This window comes from Rufibacter hautae (assembly GCF_008271695.1).
Lineage (GTDB): Bacteria > Bacteroidota > Bacteroidia > Cytophagales > Hymenobacteraceae > Nibribacter > Nibribacter hautae.
On record NZ_VKKY01000001.1, the window covers coordinates 1,190,258 to 1,216,848 of the forward strand.

A 26,591-nucleotide genomic window follows, 5' to 3' on the forward strand; every position below is an offset into this window, starting at 1 on the left:
CTTTTGGCTAGCTGCTGAGAGAACTAGGTCGCCATCACCTTCAGCTTTGTAGAATCATTCTAAATAACTTGGGATTGTAAGTTGTATCGGCTAATATTGTGCTACTATTTAGAATTAGTCTAATTATCAGGTCAACGACTTGATTCACAATATGAGATTACGGTCCTCTCTAAACTTTCTACAGCTTACTTCTCCTTTATATAAAGGGCTCTTCGCCTTTTTCTTCTTTTTTCTCACCGATTCTCTGGCTGGATATGCACAAAACACCGGTACTGTCTCAGGGAAGGTAACCGACACTGGAAGCAGAGCCATTGAGTTTGCCAACGTGTTTATCAAAGGCACCGAGGCGGCGGTACAGACCAACGCCGACGGCTTCTTTTCCCTAGCCGCTCAAGAAGGAGATTATGACCTGGTTATTTCGTTTGTGGGGTATTCTTCAAAAACGAGCAGAATACGCATCACGGCGGGCCGCACCACCAACCTAGGCACCATTGCTTTATCAGGAAGTCTGAACGTGGACGAGGTTTTGGTGACCGGAAAAACGCAGAACACCGCTATTAAAGAAGAGGGCTTTAACGTGACGGTGCTGGATACCAAGAAGCTCTACAGCACTTCCGCTGATCTCAACCAAGCTTTGAACAGAACCACTGGTATCCGCATCCGGGAGGAAGGGGGCGTGGGCTCCAACTTCAGTTTCTCTTTGAACGGCTTTTCCGGAAAACAGGTCAAATTCTTCCTGGACGGCATCCCCATGGATAATTTCGGCTCTTCCTTAACACTCAACAACCTGCCAGTCACCATGGCCGAACGGGTGGAAGTCTACAAAGGCGTTCTTCCTATCCATTTGGGCGCGGACGCTTTGGGCGGCGCGGTGAACATCGTGACGCGGGCCAACCCTAACTTCCTGGACGTTTCCTATGGCGTTGGATCTTTCAACACGCACAAAGCCTCCGTGAACGGCGCCTTCACCAATCTTAAAAGCGGGCTTACCTTCCGGGCGAACGCTTTCTATAACTACTCAGACAATAACTATAAGGTGGATGTGCAGCCTATCAACTTTACCACCGGCCAAAGGGAAGCGATGAAAGAAGTAGAGCGTTTCCATGATGCCTATAAATCGGGTACTCTTCAACTAGAAGGAGGCGTCACCGGTAAAAAATATGCTGATCTTTTCCTGGTAGGATTGATAGCCTCGGGCAACGACAAGGAGATCCAGACCGGCGTGATCATGGATCAGGTATTTGGCGCCAGAACCACCCGCTCCTCTTCCGTGATCCCGACGGTGAAGTACCGCAAAGCCAATCTTTTTGTCCAAGGCCTGGACTTGAGCCTGTACAGCGCCTATAACATGACGCAGAACCAGTTTGTGGACACCACCCGCCTGCAATACAACTGGAACCAGGAAACGAGAGAAACGAGCACGGCAGAATTTAACCGGACGCAGCTGAAGAACCGTGACAAAGAAGGCTTGGTAACCGCTAACCTCAGCTACGCACTCTTTCCCAGCCAATCTCTTTCCTTTAACTATGTTTTGTCTGATTTCGGGCGAAAATCAAGCGATGTGGAAGACCCGCAAAACGTGACGTTCCGGTATCCTCAAGCCTTGAACAAGCAGGTGATGGGCCTTGCCTGGCAGTTGAATAAAAACCGGTTCAATGCTACGGCCTTTTCCAAGCTTTACCTGTTAAATGCCAGTTCTTTTGAACAGATCTCAGACGGAACGGGTGAGCCGAACTTCCAGCCTAGCCAGACCAAAACAAATAACATAGGCTACGGCACCGCACTTGCCGGTTTCATCTTGCCTCAGTTACAGGTAAAAGCCTCTTATGAGCATACCTACCGCTTGCCCGAGGCGATAGAATTGTTGGGAGACGGTCTGTTTGTCCGGAGGAACTCTGCTTTGAAGCCTGAGAAAAGCGATAACGTGAACGTAGGCGCCGCTTATTCCTTTAAGCCCCACGCAGACCATCAATTCGCATTAGAGGCTAACTACATCTATCGGAACTCAGATGACTACATCCGGCTAGACCAAAGACAAGCCCAGCCAGTTGACCGGCAGTACATCAACATGGGGAACGTGGTAACCAACGGAGTAGAAGGCGATTTCAGGTATTCCTGGAAAAACAGGCTCCAAATGGGCTTGAACCTTACCTACCAGAGCATTCTGGACAAAGAGGAATTCCTGACCAGCACCAATCTCACTGGCACTACCGTCTACAAGAACCTAGGATACGGTTACCGCATCCCCAATATGCCTTATCTGTTCGGAAACGCGGAAGTAGGATATTCCTTCACCGATCTGGGTGCAAAAGACAACGTGCTTACCCTTAATTACAACCTCAACTACGTGGAGGAATACTTCTTCACTTGGGAGCACTTGGGAAGAAACAACCAAGATATGATCCCGCGCCAGGTAGCCCATAATGTAATGGTCAACTATGCGCTGCAAAACGGGAAATACGGCCTCTCCCTGGAGTGCCGAAACCTGACTGACAATAAGCTTTTTGATAATTTCAAGCTTCAAAAACCCGGCCGATCCTTCTTCTTGAGAGCCAGATACTTTTTCAACAATTAAGATTACCAACCAATCCTTACCTAAATGAAGTCCACGATCAAACAACTAGCCAAGTTCAGCTTTTTAGCAGGGGTAGTTTTTACCTCTTTTTCCTGTAGCGATAATGATAACGACGACCCAACCCCAGTGGCCGAATCAGATAAAGTGTTTGCCTTAGGCGTGGGAGTTACCACTTCTACTGCCACCACCAACTATGTAGTGCAGACCAGCAACCTCATGAGCGGCACCATCTCTCTGACCGGCAACGGTCTTCTGCAGGAAGGCTACCGTGATTACGCGTTCGGTGGGGGCAATTTCTACAGCATCGGGGGGTTGGGCATTACGGATGTCAATACCATTAGCCTGAACTCTTCAAACCAGCTGACAACTAAGACTGGCCTTACGTTTGAGCAAGCCAACAACGACTTCATTGACCCTACCGGTGCCGGTACTACCATGGTGGGGGTTTCCATGCCCGCCAGCCCTACGGCCGGCCTGAACGCCAACTTCTATACGGTGGACATCGCTTCCAATAGCATTACCAACAGAGCGAATGTGCCTATGAACAACATCCACCCTAGCAACAGAGACTGGTTATTCCACACCGGTATGCAGGTTAGAAGTAATCAACTGTTCCAGACGTTCTATCCGGTAAACTATACCACCTACGCCACCGCCAACACCGATACCTGCTACGTGGCCATTTACAGCTATCCGGGCTTCGGGCTGCAGAAAGTGATCAAAGACACCCGTACGGGTCCGGCCGGGGCGTTCAACAACCGGTCAGGTATCTTCAAGACCGAAAATGGTGATCTTTACACCGTTTCCAACAGCAGCTACTCCAACGGCTACAGCCAATCTACCAAACCAGCGGGTATCCTGCGAATTGCGGCTGGTTCTACAGAATTTGACCAAAACTACTTCTTCAACACCGATACCGCCCCTAACGGAGGCAAAATTGCGCACGCCATCTACATAGGCAATAACAAGTTGTTCGCGGCCATCACCACCGTGGCCCCTACCCTGGCAGACAGATGGTCAGACAAAAACCTAAGACTTGCCATTGTGGACCTATCGGCTAAAACCATCACCCCGGTAGCCAACGCGCCTCAATTCACCGGTAACGGAGGCAGAAGCTTCGCCGCCTTGCTGGACGAAGGCAAAGTATACACCGCCATTTCCACGAATGGCGTGGTGAATATCTACCAAACCGATGTTGCTACTGCCACCGCTACCAAAGGAGCTGTAATTGAAGGCTCTTTCTTAGGCGGGATCGCCAGACTGAAATAACCCTTTTCCCTCCAGCCTTTGCTTACCTGGCCAAGGCTGGAGGTATTTTTACCTATTCCCCCTTGCGTACAACATGAAAAGTAAAAAATCAAGCAACCCAAGTCTCTTAAGACGCCTGAACGATTGGCTCCACCTCTGGCTAGGCCTGGCCTCAGGCATTGTGGTGTTTATTGTGAGCATCACGGGTTGTTTTTACGCTTTTCAACAAGAAATTAAAGATGCCCTGGAGCCTTGGCGGTTTGTGGAGGCCCAGGAGAAAGCCTTTGTTCCGCCCAGCCAGTTGCTGGATACTGCCCTGGCCTACATGCCCGGCGTAAAGCCCACCGGCCTTACGTACAGCAACCGCGAGGAAGCCGCTGCCGTGGGTTTCAGTAGTTTTGCGAACGGAGAGCGCAGTTTTACGGCCGTTTTCCTGAATCCCTATACCGGCGAGTTCCTGCAGAAACAAAAGTCCATTGGCAAAGGGGAGTTTGATTTCTTCCGGTTCATCATTGATGGACACCGGGCCCTTTGGCTTCCCTATGACATCGGGCGCCCTATAGTAGGTGTTTGCACGCTCATCTTCCTGGTGCTGCTGGTGACCGGACTTGTGATGTGGTGGCCCAGACGCTGGAACAAATCTAACCGCGACAAAAGCTTCAAGATCAAATGGAATGGCAGCTTCAAGCGGGTCAACTATGACCTGCATAACGTGCTGGGCTTCTACAGTCTGCTTTTAGCTTTGGCCTTAGGAATCACGGGTTTGGTCTGGAGCTTCAAATGGTTTGAAGAAGGCCTCTACTACGTCACCTCCGGCGGAAAAGAATTACCAGAGCACCACCACCCGCATTCAGACACTACCCAGGTGGCGCTGCTGGCCAACAACCCAGTCTCGGCGCTGGACCGGGCCTGGTACAAGACCATAGCGGTAGAACCAGACGCGCAGGGTTTTTACATGACGCCCATCCTGGAAGACAAAGACGATGCCCTTGAGATCATCGCCTACCAGGACCACGGCTCCTGGTACAACCGCAACGAGTACTACTATGACCAGTACACGCTAAAGCTCTTCCGGGTACAAGGTGATCGCTATGAAGAGGCAGGCTTCGCCGATAAACTATCCTTGCTCAACTATGACCTCCACATAGGCGCGGTGTGGGGCTTACCGGGCAAAATTCTGGCTTTCTGCATCAGCCTTATCTGCGCCAGCCTGCCCATCACCGGGTTTCTGGTGTGGTGGAACAAAAAGAAGAAAACAAAAAAGAAGGCTCTTTCCAGGAACGCAGAAAATACTACCCCGAAGAATTCTGGCATGGCAACCGCGTAGAAGCTGTCGGGTACCTGTCCCTGGTTGCCTCTCGTTTTTTCGTCACTCCCGCAACTCTTCTGTCATGAGCAGGTTTCTGGCGGCCTTTACTTGTCAAGTTTAGGGGCTGAGGGCCTGTAAATTGGTGGTGCGCGCTGTATCTTTGCCGTATCCCTAGTTTCCAGAAAGCAAAACCACCATGCTCTATAGTTTCACCAACGATTACAGCGAGGGTTGCCACCCTAACATTTTACAACGCCTGACAGAAACCAATACGCAGCAGCAAGCCGGATACGGGAATGATGCTTTCTCTCTGGAGTCTGTGGCCGCCATCAAGGCCATTTGCGCGCAACCCGACCTGGATGTGCATTTGGTGGCCGGGGGCACGCTGGCGAACCTTATTGTGCTGAGCGCTTTCCTGAAGACCTATGAGTCTGTGATCGCCGCCGAAACTGGCCACATCAACAACCATGAGGCGGGCGCCATTGAAGCCACCGGGCACAAGATTGAAACCGTGGCCACCCCAGACGGAAAGCTAAGCCCAGAGCTCATCAGGCCGTTGCTCAACAAGTTTCCGGAGTACCACACCGTCAAGCCCAGGATCGTCTACATCTCCAACTCCACCGAAATTGGCACGATTTACAAAAAACAGGAACTAACTGACCTGTATGCCTTCTGCCAGGAGAACAACCTGCTGCTGTTCATGGACGGCGCCCGCTTGGCCATGGCCTTATCGGCAGAGAGAAATGACCTCACCCTGGCAGACGTAGCCGCCCTCACCGATATCTTTTACCTGGGCGCTACCAAAAGCGGCGGCTTGATTGGCGAAGCCATTGTGATCTGCAACGCCAGTCTGCGCAAAGATTTCAAATACTACATCAAGCAACGGGGCGCCTTGCTGGCCAAAGGCCGATTGTTCGGGATTCAGTTTGCGGAGCTGCTGCGCGATAACCTCATGTTCCACCTGGCGGGTCACGCCAACGCCATGGCCCAGAAGATTGCCCGCCAACTGCAGGAACTTGGCTACTCTTTCCTGACCCAGTCAGAGACAAACCAGATATTTCCTATTCTGCCAGATGCGTTTATTGCCCAACTTTCTAAAAACTACGGCTTTTTTGTCTGGCGTAAAATGCCCGGAGAAGTCTCTGCCATTAGGTTGATCACCTCCTGGGCCACCCCAGAAAAACAGGTAGACCAGTTCTTACAGGAAGTAAAAAACCTATCTGCGGTAGCAAAGCAAGAACTAAGCTAGGACGCATCCTGCTAGCGCAGATCAGGCCTTTCTTCCCCACTAAACCATCCGCTTTTCCTTAGGTTGTAGGGCCAAGTCGTTATCCTTAAAAGCCACTTACAAGGTAAAACTTGCAGGTGGCTTTCCTGTTTTTAAGCCTTTTTGGTGCTTTTCTGCCCATCTCAGCGGATTAAACACTGAATTTCACCATTATCGATTCTTATTTTGTGCGATTTTGAGCCAAAATGAATATAAATTCACTAAAAAATCTATTTTTACTAAACATCCCTTAACCCGCAGACCATGAAAGCATCTCCCCCCGCATGCCTTCGGCAAAAGATTGAGGAAAAAATAGCGGAAGTGGCAGTGATGGCCGAAGGCCTGCCTGGTGTGGTGGTCATCCATAACATTCAGAAAGACCTGGCGGTGGAGTACATGTCGGCCCGGGGACTGCAGCAGATTGGCGTGACCTTGCCAGAGTTGCAGCAGATGGGCAAGGAGTTCCACTCCAGGTTCTTCAACCCGATAGAGTCTGCGGATTACATACCCAAACTTATCCATGGCCTGCTAAGCCGCAATGACGAAGACGAGGTCCTGTCCTTTTTCCAGCAGGTGCGGTTCCATGATCAGGATGATTGGATGCTTCACCTGAGCTCCATCAAGATCTTCATGCGTGACGAAGCGGGCCAGCCGCTGCTTACCATCACCATTGCCATTGCGGTGAACCCCATGAGCCACATCACGGCCAAGATAAAGCGGGTACTGGAAGAGAACGCTTTCCTGCGCCAGCATTACCAGAGTTTCACCCAACTGGGCCCGCGCGAAAGGGAGGTTCTGCGGTTGGTGGCCCTGGGCAAAAGCTCGCTGGAGATTTCGCAGGAAATGTACATCTCCGAGAAAACCGTGAACACCCACCGCCGCAACATCAGGTTAAAACTGAATGCCCAATCTTCTTTTGAGATTTCCCAGTACGCCCGCGCCTTTGACCTTATTTAAGAGCCGAGTCCGGTTCCTGATTTCAGACTGTTTTCCTTAAAAAGGCCCTAAAACAAGAACTTGCCGGCAAAGTTACAGCAACCCGCGGGATTTGAATTCCAGGTACTTGTTGATGGTGTTGACGGTGAGTTTGTCTGGCGGCGTCAACACCGAGTGGATACCGTGGGCCGCGAATTCCTTTACAATCTGCCGCTTCTCATAGGCAAACTTCTCCGCGATGGCCTTCAGGTAGATTTCCTCGGTGCTGTCGGCGGGTTTCTCCAGCAGGGCGCGGGTCTCAGTGTTCTCAAAGAAGATGACCAGCACCAGGTGGTGTTTGGCCAGCTTGCGCAGGTACGGCAACTGTCGCTTGGCCCCATTCAGCGTCTCAAAGTTGGTGAAGAGCAGCAGCAGGCTTCGTTGTTTTACCTTAGATCGCACGGTGACGTACAGCCGCTGGAAATCCGTTTCCTGGAACTTGGTGGTTTGGCTGTAGAGCAGCTCCAGGATCTTCTGCAGTTGCGAAGCCCGGCGCTCAGCCGGCAGCACCGACCCGATCTGGTCTGAGAACGTGATGAGCCCGGCTTTGTCTTCCTTGCGCAAGGCCACGTTGGAGAGCACCAAGGTCGCGTTGATGGCGTAGTCCAGCAGGCTCAGACCGGCAAACGGCATTTCCATCACGCGGCCCTTGTCAATGAGGCAATACACCTGCTGCGATTTCTCGTCCTGGTAATGGTTCACCATCAACTCCGCCTTGCGGGCCGAGGCTTTCCAGTTGATGGTGCGCTGGTCATCGCCGGCCACGTACGACCTGATCTGTTCAAACTCGGCGCTGTGGCCTACCTTCCGTACTTTCTTAATGCCCATGGCCGTGAGGTGCTGCGAGGCCGCCAGCAGCTCATACTGCCGCAGCTGCAGAAAAGACGGGTACACCGGCACCTCCTGCCCCCTCCCGAACTGGTACCGGCGGCGCACCAACTGCAAGGGCCCGTTCACAAACACGTTGGTGGCCCCAAAAGAATAGACCCCGCGCTGCACCGGCCGCAGTTGGTATTCAATCACGTGCGTCTCACCAGGTGGCACCTGCACCAGGAAACTGGCATCGCGCTTTTGGAACTGGAACGGCAATTCTTCCATCACCTCCAGCCGCACCGTAAAGCCGTAGCGGTTCTCCACGTACAGGTACACCGGATTCTCGCTCCCGTTGGAAAGCTTCTCCTGCATGCTCCGTGACGCCGCAATCCCCTCGGGGTGGCGGAAGAGCGCAGCCACGTCTACCAGCACAAACAGCACCAGCACCCCAAACAGGATCTTCACCAGGAACAGGAACGCCGGGAAAAAGAAAGCCAGCACAAATAACCCTACCGCCGCAGAGAGGGCGTAGAAAAAGTACCTGGTGAAGTACAGGCGGCTAAAAAAGGAAACGAGTGCTTTCAGGAGTGGAGCGTTTTAGGGGTGATTTGGTGAAAACAGGCTGTAAACCTAGCGGGGCACCTCGGTTTTCTGGATGATTTGTTTGATGACATCGTCTGGGGTGGCACCTTCCATTTCGCGCTCCGGCGAAAGCAGGATTCTGTGGCGCAGGACGGAGGGGGCCAGTTCCTGCACGTCCTCGGGGGTGACAAAAGAGCGGTTCCGGATGGCGGCCAGCGCTTTGGCGCTGTTGAGCAAGGCCAGCGATGCCCGGGGCGAGGCGCCCAAGTACAGAGATTTGTTTGCGCGCGTCTGCACCACCAGTTGGGCAATGTACTCCAGCACCTTGATATCTACGTGCACTTCACGCACCTGCTTTCTCAGGGCAGAGACTTTCTCGGCGGTGAGTACGGGCCGAATCTCGTCCAGGGTCTGTTGCAGGGCCGGGCGGTTGTGGTGCACGCCCAGAATGGCTACTTCCTCCGCCAGAGACGGATACTGCACCAGAATCTTGAACATGAAACGGTCCAGCTGGGCTTCGGGCAGGCGATAAGTTCCCTCCTGCTCAATGGGGTTCTGGGTGGCCAGCACAATAAACGGATCGGCCATGGTGTACTGGACCCCGTCCTGCGTGATCTGCTGCTCTTCCATCACCTCAAACAAAGAAGACTGCGTTTTGGCCGGCGCGCGGTTGATCTCGTCAATCAGCACGATGTTGGAGAAGATGGGTCCCTGCTTGAACTGGAACGTGGCCGTGCCCGGATGGAAAACCGAGGTTCCCAGCACATCAGAAGGCATCAGGTCTGGGGTGAATTGGATACGGTTGAAACCCACGTCAATGGTGCGGGCCAGCAGTTTGGCCGTCAAGGTTTTAGCGATTCCCGGCACACCCTCAATGAGTACGTGCCCATCGGCGAGGATAGCGATCAGGAGGAGGTCAATGAAGGCCTCTTGCCCGATGATCCGCTTGCGGAGTTCTTCCTTTATTTGCCCTATGGCCTGCTGCAGATCAGAGAAATCAGTTTGTGGTGCCAGGCCTAACGCGGCTTCTTCTAGTGGTTCCATGTTTATTCGTTATCGGCTGGTAGCTTGCCGGTAAAAGCTTTCTAATTGTTTGTTCAACTGCCACAGGTTCTGCTCTTCCAGGGTATGGGTGGTGCGCACGTAGTGGATGAGCCGGAACAGCTCGCTTACTTCTGAGGCGGGTATCCCCGACTTATGAGCAATGCGGGTCTGCAGTTCCTGGTCTAGGTCACGGGTAGATTCAAAGTAATGCAGGCGCAGGTACTCTAGAAAGTAGTTGATTTTCTTCTCGGCGATGACTTTATGGTCGCGGTAGTTGAAGTACAGGTTCCCGATGACGCGCACAAACTCTAGCGTGGTATTCCTGGGTTTCTCCACCACGGGGATGATGCGCTGCGTGCGCTTGCTCTCAAACAGCACAAAAAGCAGCAGACTACCCAAAGCCAGGTAATACGCCCAGGCCAGCGCCTCATGGCTGAGCAGCACCCTAAACACTGAGCTATCGCCCACGGCGCCCTGCTTCTGGTACTCATCCCACCACACGGGCCGCACCGGCAAATGCGACAGCGCCAAGGCCGCGTACTTACCCTGCACCGGATGGATGACGTGGTAATTGGTAAAGGCCAAAGGCACCGAGCTGAGAAAGAAACTTCCCTTCCCATACCGGATCTGCACAAAGTTGGCGCCGCCGGCGGTGTTCTTGCCCAGAACAGTGGCTTTGTGGTTAGAGTCCACTGTGATGGTGCGGTTCACCTTTTCCCAGGCATAGCGCACCGGTTTGTTTTTCAGGAGCTGCGGATGCGTGAAGACCAACCCCAGGGAATCCTGCTTGGGAGCGAACTCCAGTTTAAAGCCCAAGGTATCTTGCAGCTGCCGAGAGAAATGGTGGGAACTGATGAAGACGTTGCTGCCCTGCGCTACAAACTGGAGCAGCGTTTTCAGGTCCAGTTTGTCTACCTGCGTGGTTCCATTCACAAACAGGTAATTCACCGGCGCGGTGGTGCTGTCTTCTCTAAGCGTGTTGTTTTCCTCCACCTGGTTTACCACCGGCAACCGCACAGAGGTGACAGGCTGGTCAGGGAAAAGGTCTGGCAAGAGCTCAAAAAGCACATAGGCGCCGTACGGAATCTTGTCTTTGTTGGAGAAAGTCTGCTTCCAGTCAATAGGCTTAGGCCGATAGTATTCCACCACCACGAAGACGGTGAACAGCAGGCCAAGGCCCAGCGCGTATAAACGGTAGTTTTTCATGCCGTTTTTGTCAAAGACTGGTTAAACTGCTGGAACGAGTTTCTTACGGCTTCAAACTTCTGCTCGTCTACCGCAGAGCCGCCGTACCATACGTACTCAAACAGCTGGGTCACGCGCTCAAACGGCCGCTGCAAAGGCGAGTTCTGCAGTTCGTTCACGTAGCTCCAGTTGGTTTTACCCGGTCGCCAGTCAATGAAGCCACCGTCGGTGAGGGTTTTCAAGGTGCGCAGATAGTACAACCTGGTCGCACGGCGGTAATCGCCCTGGGCTTCGGCTTCCTCCAACAGGGCCGCAAAATCTATCTCGTGGATGTTCTCGCGGTAAGTCTCATAGGTAAGAGCGGCCGCAGCGGGCTTTTTCCCGAACAGGCCCGAGAAATCCACTTGAAACAGTTTCAAAATCACATACACGGTGGTCACGATGGCAATGCCGTACAGCACGTACTTCCAGAAGCCGTTGTAAGAGGTCTTGCCCAGAAGGCTGTTCAGGTAATCGCCTACGCGCCGCCAGAAACGCTCCCAGAAAGACATATCTGGCCGGATGTCCTGCTGGTACTGGAAATCTTTGTTTTCGCGGAGTTCCTGCAACTTTTGGGCATTGGGGTAGCGCACCTGCAAGGGAGCGACGGCCGCCGGCGCCGGTGCCTGGAGTGGCGCCCCCACGGATGGGGTACCAAATAAGGCACAGCACAGAAAAAGCAGGAAAAACAGAAGCCGGGGAAAGCGCACAGAAAAGATTATAACAGGTCTAAAGATGTCTCCCGCTGGGCGCCAATCTGGTTTACCTGCTCCAGCAAGCCTACGCCCTCTTTCTTCTCCACCAGGTCAAAATACTGGAAAGCAACACCGGTGAGGGTAAGGGCATACAGCAGTAAACTGATGAACGTGGTGAAACCCGTGGCTACCACCAGCAGCACGTCACTATCGCCGCCAGGCAAATGAAAAATACGCAGAATATACAGCGCCATGGCCGGCAAGGAGGCCACAAACCCGATGATGCCCTGCAGCAAGGCCAGCAACAGCAGAAACCCGAAACTGGGCCACCAATACCCTTTGATCAGGTAAAAGCAGCGCTCCACCGCATCCAGAAAACCCACTTCCTCGTGCAGCATCACCAGCGCGAACATACACAGCGCCACCGCCACGTAGATGCCTGGCAACACCAGCAGCAAAGTGGCCAAGACGCTTATCAGGATCACGCCCACGCTGGAGTACAGCACCGGAATAAAGTTGCTTTTGATGCCTTCCCAGACCTGGGCAGAATCGACCTGGCCCCGGTGCTGCATGTACTGCAGCATGTAAGAATAGATGGTAAGGCTCAGCAGCACAAAACTCACCAGCGAGAAAAACAGGCTTACCCAGTAATGCGCCGAGTTCACAGTCTGGGCAAACGTGTAAGCGCCCATGGAACCGTACTCCACCGCCCCGGAAAGCTCATCTAGTTGGATGCCTTGGTAAATCCCGGAGAAGATACCCGCCAGCAGCGCGAACGGCACCACAAACAGCAGAATGCACTTAAAAAGCGGCCTGAAGTTCTGCCGCAGGAACGTAAAGGTGGTATTCAGTTTCTGGCCCAAATCACGTTCTAGCCTGAACTCAATCAGCGGATCTTTCATTAGGTAACTTGGCTTGCAGCCAGTAAGGATATAACAGAAAGTAAAAAACAATCAGCGCCGCCGAGCCTCCAATGATGAGCAGACTGGCGAACAGGGGCATCTGGGTATGGCGGGTCACAAAACCCTCCAGAAAACCGGCCATGATAAAGATAGGCACCAGCCCCACCACTATCTTCATCCCGTCTTTGGCCCCGCGCCGGAAAGACTCCAACCGCGAAAAAGTCTTAGGGAAGAGCAGGCTGTTGCCCATGATAAAACCGGCGCACCCGGCAATGATAATGGCAGATATCTCCAGGGTACCGTGAATCCAGATGGTGAGCATAGAGCTGAGCAGCAGCCCCTGTTTGTAGAAAAAGTACTGGAACGCGCCCAGCATAATGCCGTTTTTGAGCAGAATCCAGAAAGTGCCCGCAGAAAACACAACGCCCATGGCAAACGCGGTGAACGCCACTTTGATGTTGTTGAAAGTGATGGTAAGGAACATGGTGGTCTCATCGGCCTGCTTGTAGACCGCCATGGGATCACCCTTCCGGATGTTGGCCACCGTCTGGTTCACGTACTGATCGCCCAGAATGAGGCGCACAAAGGTATCGTCATACGCCGCAGACAAGGCCCCAATGAAAACGGCCGATGCGAAGATGAGGAACGCATAGAACAACTGCCGGTGGTACTGCCCCATCAACAGCGGCAATTCCTGTTTCCAGAACAGCACAAAACGGTTGCTTTTCTCTTTCTTGTTGCGGTAAATGGCCTGGTGCACCTTGCCGGTGAGGCTGTTCAGGTAGTCGGTGTTGTCAGAGTCTGGGTAGAAGGTGCGGGCGAAGGCCAGGTCGTCGGTGAGCTCAATGAAGCGGTCGGCGAGCTCATCTGGGTTGGACGTGGGCTCTGAGGCGTACCGTTTCCATTTAGCTGAATTCTGTTTGATGAAAGCGGCCTCGCGCATGCCCTGTCTTTTTGTTTCCTTCCAAATATATCTAACTTAGGCAAGTTATTAAAGCAGTTGAAGAAGTAAATGGAAACCATCAAAATCAGGACCACGCAGAATGTAGAAGTTGAATATGAGATCGCCAGCGTGGGTGACCGGATCCTGGCCTATATCATTGACACGCTGGTAGGCGTTGGCTGGCTGATTATCTGCGGTTTGGTATTTGCGCTGCTGCTGTCTTCGGCTTCCCCTTCTACCCCGGCCATTGTGGTGCTGGCTATTATCGCCCTCTTGCCTTACATGTTTTACGACCTGCTCTGCGAGATTTTCATGAACGGGCAGAGCTTGGGCAAGAAAGCCCGCGACATAAAAGTGATCAAACTAAGCGGACAGTCACCCAGTATTGGAGATTACCTGGTGCGCTGGCTCCTGCGGCCCATTGACATCTTCTTCTACGGCATTGTGGCCATCGCTACCATCGCCATCACGGGCAAAGGCCAGCGCCTGGGCGATGTGGCGGCGGGCACCAGTGTGATCAGAACCACGGCCGTGCAGAAAAAGAACCTGTTTCAGGTGCAGCTGGAGGAAAACTACACCATTGTATTCCCCGAGGTGGCCTTGCTTTCAGACAAAGACATGGCGCTGGTGCGCAAACTGCTGGCCAAAGCCATTGAGCACAAGAATGAGGCGCTGCTTAACCGCATCGCAGAACGCGCGAAAGAAGTCATGAACGTAAACCCCACCATGACCGACCGCGAGTTCCTGAAGACCGTCATCAAAGACTACCATCACCTCACCGCCGGCATGGAGGCGTAAGTTTCACTCTGTTTTGCGTCTATTCTCCCAAAAACGGCCTTAAATCAGAAGAGGATCTTTACAAGAACAAAGCTACGTTAGCGAATGTAGGGGCAATCCCTTGTGGTTGCCCTTTTAGGTTCATCAAGGAAAAGGGCAACCACAAGGGATTGCCCCTACATTTATCCGCCTTAGATGCAGGTTGTAAACCACCACTATCTTACAGTAAAAGGTGTTTCGGGGCTGTTATCTTTAAAACAGCCCCGAAACACTTTTAGAGGAAAAGCATAAGCTATTGCTTTCATTTAGCCTCTAATGCACTAACCGGTACCATTCGTAGACGGCGGCAGAGCCGGCTGGGCCCTTGGCGGTGAGGCCCACGCGAACGCCCCGGTCCCAGGGTGGCAGGAAATCGCCGTTCAGGGGTTTGCCCTCGTTCAGAGGATTCCAGGTGGTGCCATCGGTGCTCCAGGCGAATTGCAGTTGGTCACCTTTAGCGGCGGTGAGTTTGAACTGCAGCAGATCACCCGTAGGAGCCGCTACTTTGGAGTGCACCGTTTCTTTGTTCTCTTTCACCGTCCACAGCGATATCTCCCCGTTGCGCAGAGATACCCCAATGGCGTTCTGCGGGTCACCGATGGCGGCCAATCCGGCGGCTACGCCCTGTGCCAGCTGTTTCTGGTTGATGGCGGTGGTGGCGGTATAATCTGCTTCTAATGTACGCTTAGACAACACGCTGCCTACTTTCTCAGGGGTAGCCTGCAGCAGCAAGCGGCCGCCGTTACCGGGCTGCACGGTGAACTTGGGCGTCTGCTCCACAAACCACTGCCACGAAGGGGCCAGGGTGCTGGCGGTGAACTCTTCCTGGGTGTTCAGTTCCTCTTTGGCGTTGGTATTGTAAGGCGCGGCGGCGGTTAAGGCCGGAGAACCGTTCTGGAACTTAGGCCAGCCATCGGTGCCCCAGGTGATCTCGTCCAGCAAGCCTTGGCGGCCCGGGTACACGGTACTGTTGGCGCTGTAAGCATGGTACAGGAAAAAGTCGCGGCCTTTGCCATCAGAGACCACCGTGCCGTGGCCGGGGCAGGTCCAGGTTTCGTTTTTCTTCATGATGGGGTTTTGGGCATATTTCTCCCAAGGACCTCTTAAATCCTTTGCTCGGGCTACGCCTACGCCGTAGGTACAAGCCCGTCCGCAGCAGGCATCGCCGGCGTAGAACATGTAATAATAGCCATTGCGTTTGATGAGAGCCGGGCCTTCCACCAGACCACCCTCCCAGGTGCCTTTCTCGTTCCGGAACAGCTCAAACTTCTCGCCGGTGAGCGCGGTTCTTTCCTCGTTCATGCGCTGGCCCCAGAGCGGGGTGGGCTTGCCTACGCTGTTGGCGTCTTCTTTCCAGATCAGGTACAGATCGCCTTTCTCATCCCGGATGGGGAAACCGTCAATAGAACCCACCTCCTGGCACACCAACGGACCCAGGTCGGTGTAAGGACCAGTGGCTTTGGTGGCGCTGGCCACGCCTACGCAGAGGTTGCCGCCTTTTTTCTTGGCCGTGTAGTAGATATAGTATTTGCCTTTGTCATAGGTGATCTCAGGGGCCCAGAAATGCGCCTCGGCCCAGTCTGGCAGTTTGTTGGGGAAGACGTGGCCCACCGTTTCCCAGTCTACCAGGTTTTTGGAGTGCAGGATAGGGTACAGCGGCGCCCACTCAGAGGAAGTGGCTGTGGCCCAGTAATCATCGCCCACGCGCACCACCGACGGATCGGCGTAGTCGCCGGGCATCACGGGGTTGCTGTAGGTCACCGCCTGGGTGGAGGTCACGGGCGCGGCTGTGGCCTCTGAAGCAGCAGTGGTCTGGTTCTTTTGGCAGGAAGAAGCCATTAGCCCCAGCACTACGGCTGAGATGGAAAGGAAGTAGTTTTTCATAGGTAAAGAAAATGCCAGTCTGCCGGTGGGTTCCAGCCCTGGGTTTGTACACGTTTAATCAGTTCTGTTTAGATAGTTTTATCTCTGCCCCGAGGGGACCGGAAGGGGCACCCCGGAAGGCACCGGCTCCCCGAAAACCGGATAGCCGTCGGCTGTCCAGGTGAATTTCTGTAGCCGGATATCGCGTTGCCAACCCGGCTTCTCAGATTTCTTGGCGTGGTAGAAAATCCAGTCCTCGGTGTTGTCTGGCGAAGTGGTGAAACTGCAGTGCCCCACTCCTAGCACGTTGGCCGTGGCCTGAAATACGGGTGCGCTTGATTTAACCCAGTTACTGGCTACCATAGGGTCGGCTAAGGTGTCTGAGAGGGTCAGCTGCCCTAACCGGTATTCTTTGAGCCAGGATTCCCGGCAAGAGTAAATTAGAAAAGCTTTCTCCTTTTTCTTCAGCAGCTCAGGCCCCTCGTTGAGGTCCAGTTCCCCGCCGGTTTCCCAGGGTTCGGTGGGCGAAGAAATCTTGGCCCGGTTAGAGGCAATGGTCCAGGGATTGCTCATCTTAGCAATATACAGGTGCTGTTTGGTTCTATCCGTTGAAGCATTCTTTTCCCAGCCAGACCAAACCGCGTACAACTGCCCGTTCAGGTAAAACGGCGATACGTCAATGGCCCACCTTACCGAGGACGGGGTTTGCAGGCTGTCGCCGGTGTAGAGCATGCCTTTGTCTGCGTACGGCCCAAACGGACTGTCGGTGGTGGACTCCAGCACGCCCGAGCGCTGGTGGATGAACGGCCCGCCCGGCTCTTTCCCGGCGGCGTAGTAGATGTACCATTTGCCTTGCAGGTAGTGGATCTCGGGGGCCCAGATATTATGCGCGTTCCAGCCACTGGCAGGGGCTTTCCACACGGGCACCCGCGTGCCCAACTCGGTCAGTTTCGTGGATTGCGAGACATAGATGGTGCCGTTGCCGGAGCCGCAGGAATAATACACACTGTCTTTCTTCAGAACCCAGGGATCGGCGCCGTCCATGATGGGATTGGTGAAATAACGCGAGGAGGCGGTCTCCCGGGCATCTGTAGCTACAGGCGCAGGCAGGGTGGCACTGGACTTACAGCCCAGCAGCCACCCACCACAAGCAACTAAAACAACTAACTTCTTTAATTGGCGATTCATACTTATTTACATGCGCCTTCTTCTGGCCCAAGCCGATATTACTTATTTTTCAACTGGCCACCACCTGTCTCTGTTTTGGAGCTGATTTTCTTAAAACCGGCCAGAAACGGTACCCGGTTTGAAAGCAAGTGTAGGTTCTGTCATTACCTACTCAGGAGCAGTTCTCTGGCAAATCACTGCGCGGCCACAGCTTTCTCTTTCACTCCGGTCATGCTCCTGATCAGGTCCACCTCGGCCTGGCTGTACGGCGTGCCGTCTTTCCGGAGGATGTCATGGAACCAGACTTTCGGCTCACCGGTGTAGTTCTTATCCCAGCTGTCCCAAGGGTAAATGGTTTGGGTTTTACCATCCACAAAGCCCCAGTTGACCATGCCTACGTTGTGTTTCTTGGCCACCGGCAGAGAGCTCTGGAACGTGCTGCCGTTGGGCCGGGCCATGTACTCGGTGCAGATCATGGGCTTGCCGTAGCGCTTGAGCCAGTTGATGCGCTGCTCCAAATACTGGGCGCTGTCATAGTTATGGAAGGTGATGATGTCTGACTCATCCAGCATCACTTTCTCAATGGCCGTGAGTGAATCCTCTACTGACCAATTCCCTTTCCAGACAGCCGAGGTCACCGGCTGCACCGGGTTGGCGGCGCGGGCCCAGACGAAGCTTTTCTTCAGCAGCGGCAGCACGTAGTCCAGTTTATTGGGCAGTTCCTGTTTGCCGTAAGCCGAGCCCTGATTGATGTTGTCTGGCTCGTTCCAGATGTCCCAGGCCAGAATGCGGTCATCATTGGCGAACCTCCGGATTACGCCTTTCACGTAACGTTCCAGGCGCGGGTGCTGGGTAGAGTCCTGCAGTCCTACTGATCCGGGGCTTTGCACCCAGCCCGAGTTATGCACATGCGGCCGGGGCTCGCGCTGTTTCCCCAGTTTAGGATTAGGATCCCACACCGAGTCAAAGATCACCAGAATAGGCTTAATGTTGTGCCGCTGCGCGATGTCCAGGAACGTGTCTACCCGCTGCAGGAATCCCGCCGAGTCTTGCTGGTACAACAGGTCATGCAGGTACACGCGCGCCGTGTTCATGCCCAGGTCCTCGGCCCAGCCCAACTCCCGGTTAATGGTGGCGGTGTCAAAACTCTCGGCCTGCCACATCTCCAGTTGGTTGATGGCGGTGCTGGGCGAGAAGTTAGGCCCGATAATAAAGCCTTTGTCTTTGTACCATGCCTTGGCTTTGTCTACGCTCCAGACGGTTCTGGGCTTGGCCTCGGTTTGGGTGGTGGCTTCTTTCTTGCCGCAGCCCTGGGTTAACAGGCCGCAAACCAAAGCCAGCAGGTAGAGAGACTTCCATTTCATAGTTCAGTTTCAATTAGGTGCGTAGTTTCAAATTGTTGCCCAAAATCCATTAGGCGTAGTTTTTTGATATAAGAAGCATCCCCGTTTAAGGGGCGTTTTCAGGAAATCAGGGCCAAAACGATTGCTTATCAGTTTACTTCCAACTCGTTTTTAGAAGGCAGTTTAGGGAAGGGCGCGTGTGGTTCGGTCTGGTACCAGTACACCACCGAGCTGATGTCTGACTGCTGCGGCAGGTACCTATCCTCGCTGCGCCAACCCAAATCCTGAATGGTGATGCGCAGGTCTTTGTTGAACCGCACCGGGTCTACAATGTGCCAGCGGTACATGCCAAACCGCTGTTGCGCGTTGTACAAGCCATCGGGACGGATAACCTGGTGCAGGCCGGCGTAGGCGGTGGAGTACGGCTCGTACTGCCGCGTCTTCTTGTTCTCAAAGTTGTAGGAGCCGCAGAAATAGTCCTCCGTGCCGGTGCCGTTGATGGTTGGGAAGTCTTTGTCGCCGTCCAGGAAGAACTTGATCTCGCCTTCGCCCCACCAGCCGTTGTTGTTCACGCCCCAGGCCATGTAGGTGCCCACGTACTGTCCTTTGCCTTTGATACCGTCTACCAGGGTGTACAAAGCGCCTTTGGTGGGATTGTTGCGCCGGAACTGCGCGTGGAAATAGGCGGCATCGCTGGGGATATCGGTGAGGGTGTAGTCTATCTGGTAGAACAGGTTCATGCGCTCAGAATGGGTGTTCTCCATGGTGATGCGGCACTTCTTTCTAAAGGGCATGACCCAGTACGAGTTGAAGGCGCTGCCCGGGTTCACGGTCACGGCCAAAGAGTTCAGCGGCGCGTACTCACCCCAGCCCATCCCGAAGAAATCGCCCACGGGCACTTCAATGGAGGGCTCTTTTTCATCGTCCCAATAGATTCTTAAGATGGAGTAGCGCCAGTTGCCGGTGGGGGTCATCCAGATGTGCTGAATGGCGCCGGAGCCGTCAATCTCGGCCAGGGTAACGGTTTTACCGCCTTCAATCCAGATAAAGGGGTTTACTTTCCAGCCTACGCCCAACTCGCGGGCCTGCCGCCCGTGTACGCCCTTGTCCAGCGGGGCCATGCCGCCTTTGCCTTTCTCGCCGGTGAAATTCTCCGGACTGATGGAGCGGGTCTCGGCGTTGGAGGTGCGGTAGAGGTTGCCCAGGTTCATTTCCAGGCCATTGAAGTTCCCGGAGCGTTGCGCGAAAGCGCCCGTGGCCAGGCAAAGAACAGCAAACAGTGAAAGTAGACGTCTCATCAAATTCTATTTTGGTTTAAATTTAACGGTACCTTGGTCAGGGATTTCGCATTTGTTCTCTGCCTGTTTCCAGGCCGAACTTTGCAAAACCCTTCCTTCTCAGTTGTAAGCCACTCGGTTTAAGGCCTGCTTTTCTGAAAACAAGCCCTAAACCCAGGCAAAATATTCTACTTCGGCACCGCCTATTTCCAGGCAAAAGTTACTTCACCTCGCCAGATGGCCTAAGAAGCGGCGTGTTGATTTTTACCGGCTCCCCGAAGTTGGGCGTGCCGTCTGCGTTCCAGGTGAATTTCTGAATGCGGGGGCTCCGGGCGTTGCCGCAACCCTGCCCCGCGAAGGAGTTGGCGTGGTAAATGATCCAGTCCTCGGTGCCGTCCGGCGATTTGAAGAACCCGTTGTGCCCCGGCCCGAAGGCGTTGTTCTCAGCCTTGGTGGCAAACACCGGCGCTGGTGACTTGATCCAGTCATCGGGGTTCATGGGATTGCCGTTGTCGCGCAGGGTGAGGCGGCCCAGGGAGTAGCTATCGGTCCAGCAGCCGCTGGCCGAGTACACCATGAAGACTTTCCCGGCGGCATTCTTGATCACCTCGGGCCCCTCGTTCACCAGGCCGTTCATCTCCCAGTTGAAGGTAGGCCGGGAGATCATGACTCGGTCGCCCTCAATGGTCCAGGGGTTGGTCATCTTAGCAATGTAAATCTGCTGGATGCCCGGGTCATTGGTGCCCACCCAACCCGACCAGATGAAGTACAGCTGCCCGCCGTGCTCAAACACCGACCCGTCAATGGCCCACCGGTCTGTAGTAGGCGTCAGTTTGCCTTTCATGGTCCAGGTGCCGGTGGTAGGGTCTGCGGAGGCGTTCTCCAGCACGTACATGCGGTGGTTTACATCGTTGCCGTTATCGGCGGCGAAATAGATGTACCATTTGCCGTTCAGCTGGTGGATCTCGGGGGCCCAGATGTTTTGGGAGTAAGGCTCCCCCACCGAAGGCGCCCACACGGTGGTAAAGGCCTCCTTGCCCAACTGCGAGATGGCCTTGGTCTTGATCAGCCCGATGCGGTTGCCCAGGGTATGCGTGTAATAATAGGTATCGTTCTGCTGGTACACCCACGGATCTGGTCCGCTGGGCAGCAAAGGATTGGTAAAGGTGTTGGCTGTGACGGGGCCAGGTGGATTTGGTTTTTGCTGGACATCATCCGCTTCCTTCTTGCAGCCTGCGCCAAGCGCCAGAAAAAGGGAAACACCATACAACAGCCGTTTGTAATTACGCATAATCAGTATTTAACTCGGTAAACAATTATTTAAACTCTCCTCGACCCCCTTGGCTGACTAGCGCCTCACGGCGTGATGCGCCCTTCTTTGAGGTAGACCTCACTGTGCCCATCGCTGAAATTCCGGGTGGTGATGAGCCAGATAGTATTGGCGTCTTTCAGGAACATAGACGAGTAATACGCTCCCTCGTTGGTGGGCAGGTTAGGCCACGGGTAGGTGATGTTACTGAAATTCATGGCCGAGCTATTGCCCACCAGCACCAGCATGGTATTCTTTTTCCAGTCGGCGCCTACGGAGCGGCCCCCGGCATCCTGGCAGGAGAGCACGGTTTCGCCAGACGGCAACTGGATGAGGTACGGGGCCCCACCCCAGATATTCTGCGAGGTAGCCAACCAGCGCCGGCTATTGGCCGTGGTGCTTGGCCCCTGGTAGTTGAAGCGCGCGTCCAGCGAGGACCACACCATCCAGGGCGATTTGGAGTTCTTCACAGATTCAATGGGGAAGACAATGCCTTTGCCGTTGTTCAACACCACCGGAACCGGCATGCCGTCGCGCATACCGGGGGTGTAGGCCACCTGTTTGGGCATCTTCCAAGAGGCGCCATTGTCGGTGGACCGCACCATCAGGATCTCCTGCTCCTGCGCGGTAGAGCCCGGCCCGGCCCACCAACGGGCCTCGCTGGAGTAGAAGATCTCAATCTCGCCATCGGGCAACTGCACCATAGACGGTTCCCAGGACCGGCCGGAAGCCACTACCACGGGCGGCCCGAAGGTCCAGCCCCGGTCATTGCTGATCCTGATCTGGATGTTGGCGTGGGCGTTGTCATCTGGGTTCCCGCGGCCGGTGTAGGCCAGCATCACGCGGCCGTCCTTGAGCACCAGCACGTCTGGGTTGGAGAAACCGTAGTAGCTGGGGTTGTTGTCGGGCATGAGGGTTTCGGGGGCAGACCAGGTGGTGCCGTTGTCAATACTCCGCCTGATGGCGATGTTGTCCCACTCGTTTCCGGGCGTGCCGTAATGGTAAGTCAGCAGCAGCGTGTCTCCTTTTACCCGGCGCACGCGGCCGTACTCGGCAAAGTACACGTCATGCGACAGCTTCGTGGCCGTGGTGCTCCAAGTGATGTTTAAGGACGCAGTGCTGTTGTCTACCGCCGGGAAATCATCGGCGTGTACTCCGGGAGTAGGACCCGGACCCGGCCCGGGGTTGGGGTCATCTTCCCCGCTTTTGCAGGAAAAGGTGAACAGCACCCCCAGCAACAGGCACCAGACCTTTATTCTAAGTAACTCCATCATTCCTATATTAGGCACCAACTTCAGGCAGTTGGCCACACCTGGTAAGTTTGATTCGCCTTTCCTCTTGTCTCTACCATCCTATTCCCTATCATCGGCTCAGAAACCCGGCCGCTACACCATGGATTCCAGAAACAAAATAATCAGCAGGACCAGCAACGTTAGGACCTGCTTTCTCTTTTTCGGTTTTTCAACCCTGCGTCTCATACAGACAATTATCTAGTGGATACAAACACACAAAGTCTCATGCAACAATACAGGCCTATGGCGCTTTCACTTGAGAAGTAAGGCCAAAGCCCCGCCGCAGTACCGGCCTAAAAAGCCGAAAGCCTGTTTCAAGCCTATTTTCTGCGAAACAGCCCTAGAACGCCCGCTTCGGAAAACCCTGTGGTAAACGGCTACCCGTCTGTGGAGTCACCATTTACCCCAAGCTTCCCTTCAACCTGCGGGAGAGTATTTTGGGGCTGTTTTGCAGAAAACAGCCCCAAAACCATTCAGCGAAATTCAGGTTGGTTGCCGTTTTACTGGACTACAATCTTGCGGTTCTCTACGCCGCCTTTGTTGTCGTTCACCTGCAGAATGTAGATGCCCGGGGCCAAGGTCAATTGCACACTGTTCATGGCGCTCAGGGTTTTCACGGTACGGCCATCCAGGGTAGACACTTTGAGCTCGTACTTTTTGCCTTTCTCCAGTTTCACGTTGATTCTGCCCGGGGCCGGGTTAGGGTACACCTCCATGTTCAGGTCCAGTTTCTGGTCAGCGATGCCGGTGAGCACGCCGTTGGTGATGGTGAAGCTGGTTTTCATGAAAGGCGAACCCATGAAGCTGTTGTCAATGGCCTGTACCCCGTAGCGGTATCTGCCCTGCGGCAGGTCTTTGATGATCCAGGAGGTGCTTAGTTGCACGTTCCCCATTTTCTGCACCATCAGTTTACCGGTGGTGGTGTCTGCCATGGGGTGGATGTACATTTTGCCGGTGGCATCTTGCAGGAAGATGTTATAGGAAAGGGAATTGGCGGATGTGGTGGCATCGGTGGCGGCGCTCCAGCTTAGGGTAACGCCTCCGCCGGTTCCCATGGTGGCCTGTAGCGTGGCCGGCATAGTGGGCGCGGTGTTCACCATAGTGGTGGGGTTCACCACAATCACCGATACCTTGTCATTGTAGGCGCTGTTGGCACCGTTGAAGTTGTTGCCTGAGAAACCAGTCAGCATCAGGTCTAGGTCGCTGTCGCCGTCAATGTCGGCCACTTCAATGGAGCTTTCTGAGACGCCCGGCAGTTTGTCATTGTTGGCCATGGCCGTGAAAGCGCCCGCGTTGTTCAGGAAAATAGCGGTGGCCTGTCTTTTGGCGGTGTCATCCCAACCGGTGACAATCACATCCAGGTCCCCGTCATTGTCCCAATCAGCGAAGCGGCCGCCGTCACCCACCGCAATCTGGCGGTAGGTAGAGAAAGTAGTGGCCTCAGTGAAGGCACCGGCGGTGTTTTTGTAGAGGCGGTAGATGTCACTGGAGGGTTCCCCGTTGGCGCCGCCGTCTCCGTTCAGGAGCAGGTCCAGGTCACCGTCGGCATCATAGTCGCCCCAAACGGCACCCCCGAATCCTTTCTGGATGAGACCCAGATCGCGCACCATAAAGGTGCCGTTGGTGTTCACGAACATTTTGGAGAAACGGCTCTCGCTCACTATTTCAAAGCCATTCACAAACAGATCCAGGTCACCGTCTTTGTCAAAGTCCACTGCCGAAATCTCAGGGTCAACGAACTTGTAATCGTTGAATTGCGCCGACTCGGTGAACCCGCCGGCTTTGTTGTTGAAGTAAATCTTGGCCCGGGAAGCGTCATTGGCCGTGTTGTTCGCGTTCCCGAAAGCGTAGATGTCTGTATACCCATCGTTGTTCAGATCAGCAAAGCCAGTACCTGGGTTTACCTGCTGAATGCCGGAGTTGGCTACCTGCGTGAACACGCCGGTGGCGTTGGACTTGAACAAGGCCGTAAACGGACCCGTGGTCCCAAAGCCCGACTGCAGCATGTCCAGCCTGCCGTCATTATCCACATCGCCCCAGTCAATGGAAGCAAACGCACCCGCCAGGAAAGGAGAAGCGGTCTTGGTGAAGTTCCCGGCGCCGTCATTAGTGAACAGTTGCACAAAGCGCTCGGAGCCGGAGATCTCTCCCATGATGAGCAGGTCCATGTCTCCGTCGCGGTCAATGTCAATGGCCGAAACGTCACCGTGCTGCACTGGGAAGTTGAGGTTTTTCATGGTAAAGTTCTGGGCGGTAGCTTCCTCCTGCTGACTTAACAATCCCAGACAAAGCAAAAACGGTAGATATTTTCTCATATGGTTTGGTTGATGGTTTCAGAAAACGGGTAAAAAAAGGCCGTGGAGCTTGGGCAGCTCCACGGCATTCCTTAAAAATCAATAACCGGGGTTCTGATTCAGGTTAGGGTTAAGGTCAAGCTCCAGCTGCGGAATAGGCAGGAACTCATCCTGTCCGGGTGTGAAGGAGTTGAAGGCCGGGTCTCTCTGCTTGGTGGTAGCCGAGGTGATGTCACCCCATCTTACCAGGTCATGCCACCGCTGCCCTTCTCCGGCCAACTCAAGGAGTCGCTCATGCTTGATCTGCTCTAGGAACTGCTCTTTGGTGAGGTTAGGCTTCACGTCTGAGAGTCTTGCCAAACCCGCTCTCTGGCGCACCCGGTCAACGTACTGATAAGCCTTGGCCGTGTTGCCGGTCTCGTTCAGCACCTCTGCATACATGAGCAACACATCTGCGTAGCGGATGTAGCGCCAGTTGTTAGGCGAGTTGTACTCCTCGGTGTTTTTCCAGTTGTCGTTGAGGAACTTGCGGAACCATACCCGGTCATTGTTGGCACCGTACCGCTGGGCAAAAGACTCGCCGTAGATCATGGAAAAGGCCGGCCCTCTTTCGTCTGTGTAGTCAAAGAGGAACGAGGCCGCAAGGCGCGGATCACGGGCGCCGGTGGTGGTTCTTTCATTAAACTCGTCCACTACCCATCTGCGGGCTTCCACATCTGACCAACCCACCCCGGGAGGAGACATGAACTTAGGCAAAGACTGGCCATAGTTGAGGTTGTCTGCCCGTGGGTCTGTGTCATCGTCGTGGTTCTCGGCGGGGTTCAACGCAAACTGCCACTCAAACACAGACTCTTTGTTGTTCTCAGAAGTCACCAGGAAGTTGTCACGGTAGTTAGGCATGAGGTCATAAATGTTTCTGCCTTCATCCTCTACCAACCATTTCAACGGAGCCACGGCTTCTGTGTACTTACGCTGCTGCATGTACACTTTAGCCAGTAAAGCGTAGGCGGCTCCCTTGGTGGCCCGGCCCAGATCGGCGGAGCCGTACGTGGCGGGCAGTACCGCGGCGGCCTCGTTCAGGTCGCGCTCAATCTGGGCAAATACTTCTGCCTGCGTAGAGGTAGGCGGTAGGTCTCCTACCACAGACACCTTGGTGATCAAGGGAACGTTGCCGTAGATGGTGGCCAGGTGGAAGTAGAACATGCCTCTCAGGAATTTGGCCTCGCCAATGTAACGCTGCTTCAGTGACTCGTCCATCTCGATACCGGGTACATTGTTGATCACCTGGTTTGCCCGGTTCACGCCAATGTAGTTGTCCCGCCACAGCGGCCCGTAGGTATCGCCCAGGTTGTAATCGGTTACCAGAAACTGGTCAAAGTTATTCACCAGATGCGAGGCCGGACTCAAACTTCTGCCTTCATCTGACCTGCCAATGTAGAACCAGGGCAGGAAACGGGAGATAGCCCGGTGCATGGTGCTGTAGGTGGCGTTCACGCCCAGCAATGCATCGTTGGGGGTCTTCCAGTAAGCTTCCACGGCCAATTGGTTCGGGTTCTCTACATCTAGGTCCCTGTCGCAACTGAACATGGCCAAGCCAGCTGCCATCAATGAATATGTTAGAAACTTTTTCATATGCCTTTCTATTTAACTGCA

20 protein-coding genes are annotated in these 26,591 nt (G+C 54.2%); 6 read left to right on the forward strand and 14 right to left on the reverse strand.

What is annotated here, in order from left to right; translation table 11 throughout:
- The first annotated feature begins 151 nt into the window (after positions 1-151).
- From FOA19_RS04490 to FOA19_RS04510, 5 genes are all read left to right on the forward strand, one after another.
- A complete protein-coding gene (locus FOA19_RS04490; protein WP_149089573.1) occupies positions 152-2,575 on the forward strand; it encodes a TonB-dependent receptor in 2,424 nt (807 codons plus the stop codon).
- A gap of 24 nt (positions 2,576-2,599) precedes the next feature.
- Positions 2,600-3,844: a DUF4374 domain-containing protein gene (locus tag FOA19_RS04495; RefSeq protein WP_149089574.1), complete on the forward strand. Its 1,245-nt coding sequence runs from the start codon at positions 2,600-2,602 to the stop codon at positions 3,842-3,844.
- 73 nt (positions 3,845-3,917) lie between these two features.
- Positions 3,918-5,150, forward strand: a complete 1,233-nt coding sequence (locus tag FOA19_RS04500) for a PepSY-associated TM helix domain-containing protein (RefSeq protein WP_149089575.1) — start codon at positions 3,918-3,920, stop codon at positions 5,148-5,150.
- A gap of 178 nt (positions 5,151-5,328) precedes the next feature.
- Positions 5,329-6,381 carry a threonine aldolase family protein gene (locus FOA19_RS04505; RefSeq protein WP_149089576.1) on the forward strand — a complete coding sequence of 351 codons (1,053 nt, stop codon included), beginning with the start codon at positions 5,329-5,331 and terminating at the stop codon, positions 6,379-6,381.
- Positions 6,382-6,663: 282 nt separating this feature from the next.
- On the forward strand, positions 6,664-7,356 hold the full coding sequence (locus FOA19_RS04510) for a response regulator transcription factor (protein ID WP_149089577.1): 693 nt from the start codon (positions 6,664-6,666) through the stop codon (positions 7,354-7,356).
- A gap of 72 nt (positions 7,357-7,428) precedes the next feature.
- On the opposite strand, the gene FOA19_RS04515 is transcribed toward FOA19_RS04510, so the two are convergent.
- From FOA19_RS04515 to FOA19_RS04540, 6 genes are all read right to left on the reverse strand, one after another.
- Entirely contained in the window at positions 7,429-8,688 is a 1,260-nt protein-coding gene (locus FOA19_RS04515; protein ID WP_317132017.1) for a DUF58 domain-containing protein, read from the reverse strand.
- 129 nt (positions 8,689-8,817) lie between these two features.
- Positions 8,818-9,813, reverse strand: a complete 996-nt coding sequence (locus tag FOA19_RS04520; protein WP_149089579.1) for an AAA family ATPase — start codon at positions 9,811-9,813, stop codon at positions 8,818-8,820.
- A 9-nt stretch (positions 9,814-9,822) separates the two neighbouring features.
- Entirely contained in the window at positions 9,823-11,019 is a 1,197-nt protein-coding gene (locus FOA19_RS04525) for a DUF4350 domain-containing protein (protein ID WP_149089580.1), read from the reverse strand.
- Positions 11,016-11,681, reverse strand: a complete 666-nt coding sequence (locus tag FOA19_RS04530) for a DUF4129 domain-containing protein (protein ID WP_149089581.1) — start codon at positions 11,679-11,681, stop codon at positions 11,016-11,018. The genes FOA19_RS04525 and FOA19_RS04530 overlap by 4 nt, the downstream gene beginning before the upstream one ends.
- Before the next feature lie 74 nt (positions 11,682-11,755).
- The gene (locus FOA19_RS04535) at positions 11,756-12,634 is read right to left on the reverse strand and encodes a hypothetical protein (protein WP_149089582.1); all 879 of its coding nucleotides are present in this window, start codon (positions 12,632-12,634) and stop codon (positions 11,756-11,758) included.
- Positions 12,615-13,577, reverse strand: coding sequence for a stage II sporulation protein M (locus FOA19_RS04540; RefSeq protein ID WP_149089583.1), 963 nt, complete (start codon positions 13,575-13,577; stop codon positions 12,615-12,617). Before FOA19_RS04540 ends, FOA19_RS04535 begins: the two co-directional genes overlap by 20 nt.
- Before the next feature lie 69 nt (positions 13,578-13,646).
- On the opposite strand from FOA19_RS04540, the gene FOA19_RS04545 reads away from it, so the two are divergent.
- Positions 13,647-14,375 (forward strand): RDD family protein, encoded by a 729-nt coding sequence (locus FOA19_RS04545; protein ID WP_149089584.1) that lies wholly within the window; start codon positions 13,647-13,649, stop codon positions 14,373-14,375.
- Positions 14,376-14,666: 291 nt separating this feature from the next.
- Here the strand turns inward: FOA19_RS04545 and FOA19_RS04550 are convergent, their stop codons facing one another.
- From FOA19_RS04550 to FOA19_RS04585, 8 genes are all read right to left on the reverse strand, one after another.
- Positions 14,667-16,277 carry a family 43 glycosylhydrolase gene (locus tag FOA19_RS04550; RefSeq protein WP_223808734.1) on the reverse strand — a complete coding sequence of 537 codons (1,611 nt, stop codon included), beginning with the start codon at positions 16,275-16,277 and terminating at the stop codon, positions 14,667-14,669.
- A gap of 78 nt (positions 16,278-16,355) precedes the next feature.
- Complete coding sequence (locus FOA19_RS04555) at positions 16,356-17,444, reverse strand: glycoside hydrolase family 43 protein (protein ID WP_149089585.1); 1,089 nt, start codon at positions 17,442-17,444, stop codon at positions 16,356-16,358.
- A gap of 173 nt (positions 17,445-17,617) precedes the next feature.
- Positions 17,618-18,787 (reverse strand): cellulase family glycosylhydrolase, encoded by a 1,170-nt coding sequence (locus FOA19_RS04560; protein ID WP_149089586.1) that lies wholly within the window; start codon positions 18,785-18,787, stop codon positions 17,618-17,620.
- Positions 18,788-18,915: 128 nt separating this feature from the next.
- A complete protein-coding gene (locus FOA19_RS04565) occupies positions 18,916-20,064 on the reverse strand; it encodes a glycoside hydrolase family 172 protein (protein WP_149089587.1) in 1,149 nt (382 codons plus the stop codon).
- A 199-nt stretch (positions 20,065-20,263) separates the two neighbouring features.
- On the reverse strand, positions 20,264-21,334 hold the full coding sequence (locus tag FOA19_RS04570; RefSeq protein WP_149089588.1) for a glycoside hydrolase family 43 protein: 1,071 nt from the start codon (positions 21,332-21,334) through the stop codon (positions 20,264-20,266).
- Between the two features lie 65 nt (positions 21,335-21,399).
- Entirely contained in the window at positions 21,400-22,626 is a 1,227-nt protein-coding gene (locus FOA19_RS04575; protein ID WP_149089589.1) for a sialidase family protein, read from the reverse strand.
- Positions 22,627-23,144: 518 nt separating this feature from the next.
- Positions 23,145-24,959, reverse strand: a complete 1,815-nt coding sequence (locus FOA19_RS04580) for a T9SS type A sorting domain-containing protein (RefSeq protein WP_149089590.1) — start codon at positions 24,957-24,959, stop codon at positions 23,145-23,147.
- A 78-nt stretch (positions 24,960-25,037) separates the two neighbouring features.
- Positions 25,038-26,570, reverse strand: coding sequence for a RagB/SusD family nutrient uptake outer membrane protein (locus FOA19_RS04585; RefSeq protein WP_149089591.1), 1,533 nt, complete (start codon positions 26,568-26,570; stop codon positions 25,038-25,040).
- Between the last annotated feature and the right edge of the window lie 21 nt (positions 26,571-26,591).

Excerpts from the sequence above, each read along its gene's own strand:
- FOA19_RS04490 (WP_149089573.1), top strand. The coding sequence starts at position 152 with ATGAGATTACGGTCCTCTCTAAACTTTCTACAGCTTACTTCTCCTTTA.
- FOA19_RS04495 (WP_149089574.1), top strand. The coding sequence starts at position 2,600 with ATGAAGTCCACGATCAAACAACTAGCCAAGTTCAGCTTTTTAGCAGGG.
- FOA19_RS04500 (WP_149089575.1), top strand. The coding sequence starts at position 3,918 with ATGAAAAGTAAAAAATCAAGCAACCCAAGTCTCTTAAGACGCCTGAAC.
- FOA19_RS04505 (WP_149089576.1), top strand. The coding sequence starts at position 5,329 with ATGCTCTATAGTTTCACCAACGATTACAGCGAGGGTTGCCACCCTAAC.
- FOA19_RS04510 (WP_149089577.1), top strand. The coding sequence starts at position 6,664 with ATGAAAGCATCTCCCCCCGCATGCCTTCGGCAAAAGATTGAGGAAAAA.
- FOA19_RS04520 (WP_149089579.1), bottom strand. The coding sequence starts at position 9,813 with ATGGAACCACTAGAAGAAGCCGCGTTAGGCCTGGCACCACAAACTGAT.
- FOA19_RS04525 (WP_149089580.1), bottom strand. The coding sequence starts at position 11,019 with ATGAAAAACTACCGTTTATACGCGCTGGGCCTTGGCCTGCTGTTCACC.
- FOA19_RS04535 (WP_149089582.1), bottom strand. The coding sequence starts at position 12,634 with ATGAAAGATCCGCTGATTGAGTTCAGGCTAGAACGTGATTTGGGCCAG.
- FOA19_RS04540 (WP_149089583.1), bottom strand. The coding sequence starts at position 13,577 with ATGCGCGAGGCCGCTTTCATCAAACAGAATTCAGCTAAATGGAAACGG.
- FOA19_RS04545 (WP_149089584.1), top strand. The coding sequence starts at position 13,647 with ATGGAAACCATCAAAATCAGGACCACGCAGAATGTAGAAGTTGAATAT.
- FOA19_RS04550 (WP_223808734.1), bottom strand. The coding sequence starts at position 16,277 with ATGAAAAACTACTTCCTTTCCATCTCAGCCGTAGTGCTGGGGCTAATG.
- FOA19_RS04555 (WP_149089585.1), bottom strand. The coding sequence starts at position 17,444 with ATGAATCGCCAATTAAAGAAGTTAGTTGTTTTAGTTGCTTGTGGTGGG.
- FOA19_RS04560 (WP_149089586.1), bottom strand. The coding sequence starts at position 18,787 with ATGAAATGGAAGTCTCTCTACCTGCTGGCTTTGGTTTGCGGCCTGTTA.
- FOA19_RS04565 (WP_149089587.1), bottom strand. The coding sequence starts at position 20,064 with ATGAGACGTCTACTTTCACTGTTTGCTGTTCTTTGCCTGGCCACGGGC.
- FOA19_RS04570 (WP_149089588.1), bottom strand. The coding sequence starts at position 21,334 with ATGCGTAATTACAAACGGCTGTTGTATGGTGTTTCCCTTTTTCTGGCG.
- FOA19_RS04575 (WP_149089589.1), bottom strand. The coding sequence starts at position 22,626 with ATGATGGAGTTACTTAGAATAAAGGTCTGGTGCCTGTTGCTGGGGGTG.
- FOA19_RS04580 (WP_149089590.1), bottom strand. The coding sequence starts at position 24,959 with ATGAGAAAATATCTACCGTTTTTGCTTTGTCTGGGATTGTTAAGTCAG.
- FOA19_RS04585 (WP_149089591.1), bottom strand. The coding sequence starts at position 26,570 with ATGAAAAAGTTTCTAACATATTCATTGATGGCAGCTGGCTTGGCCATG.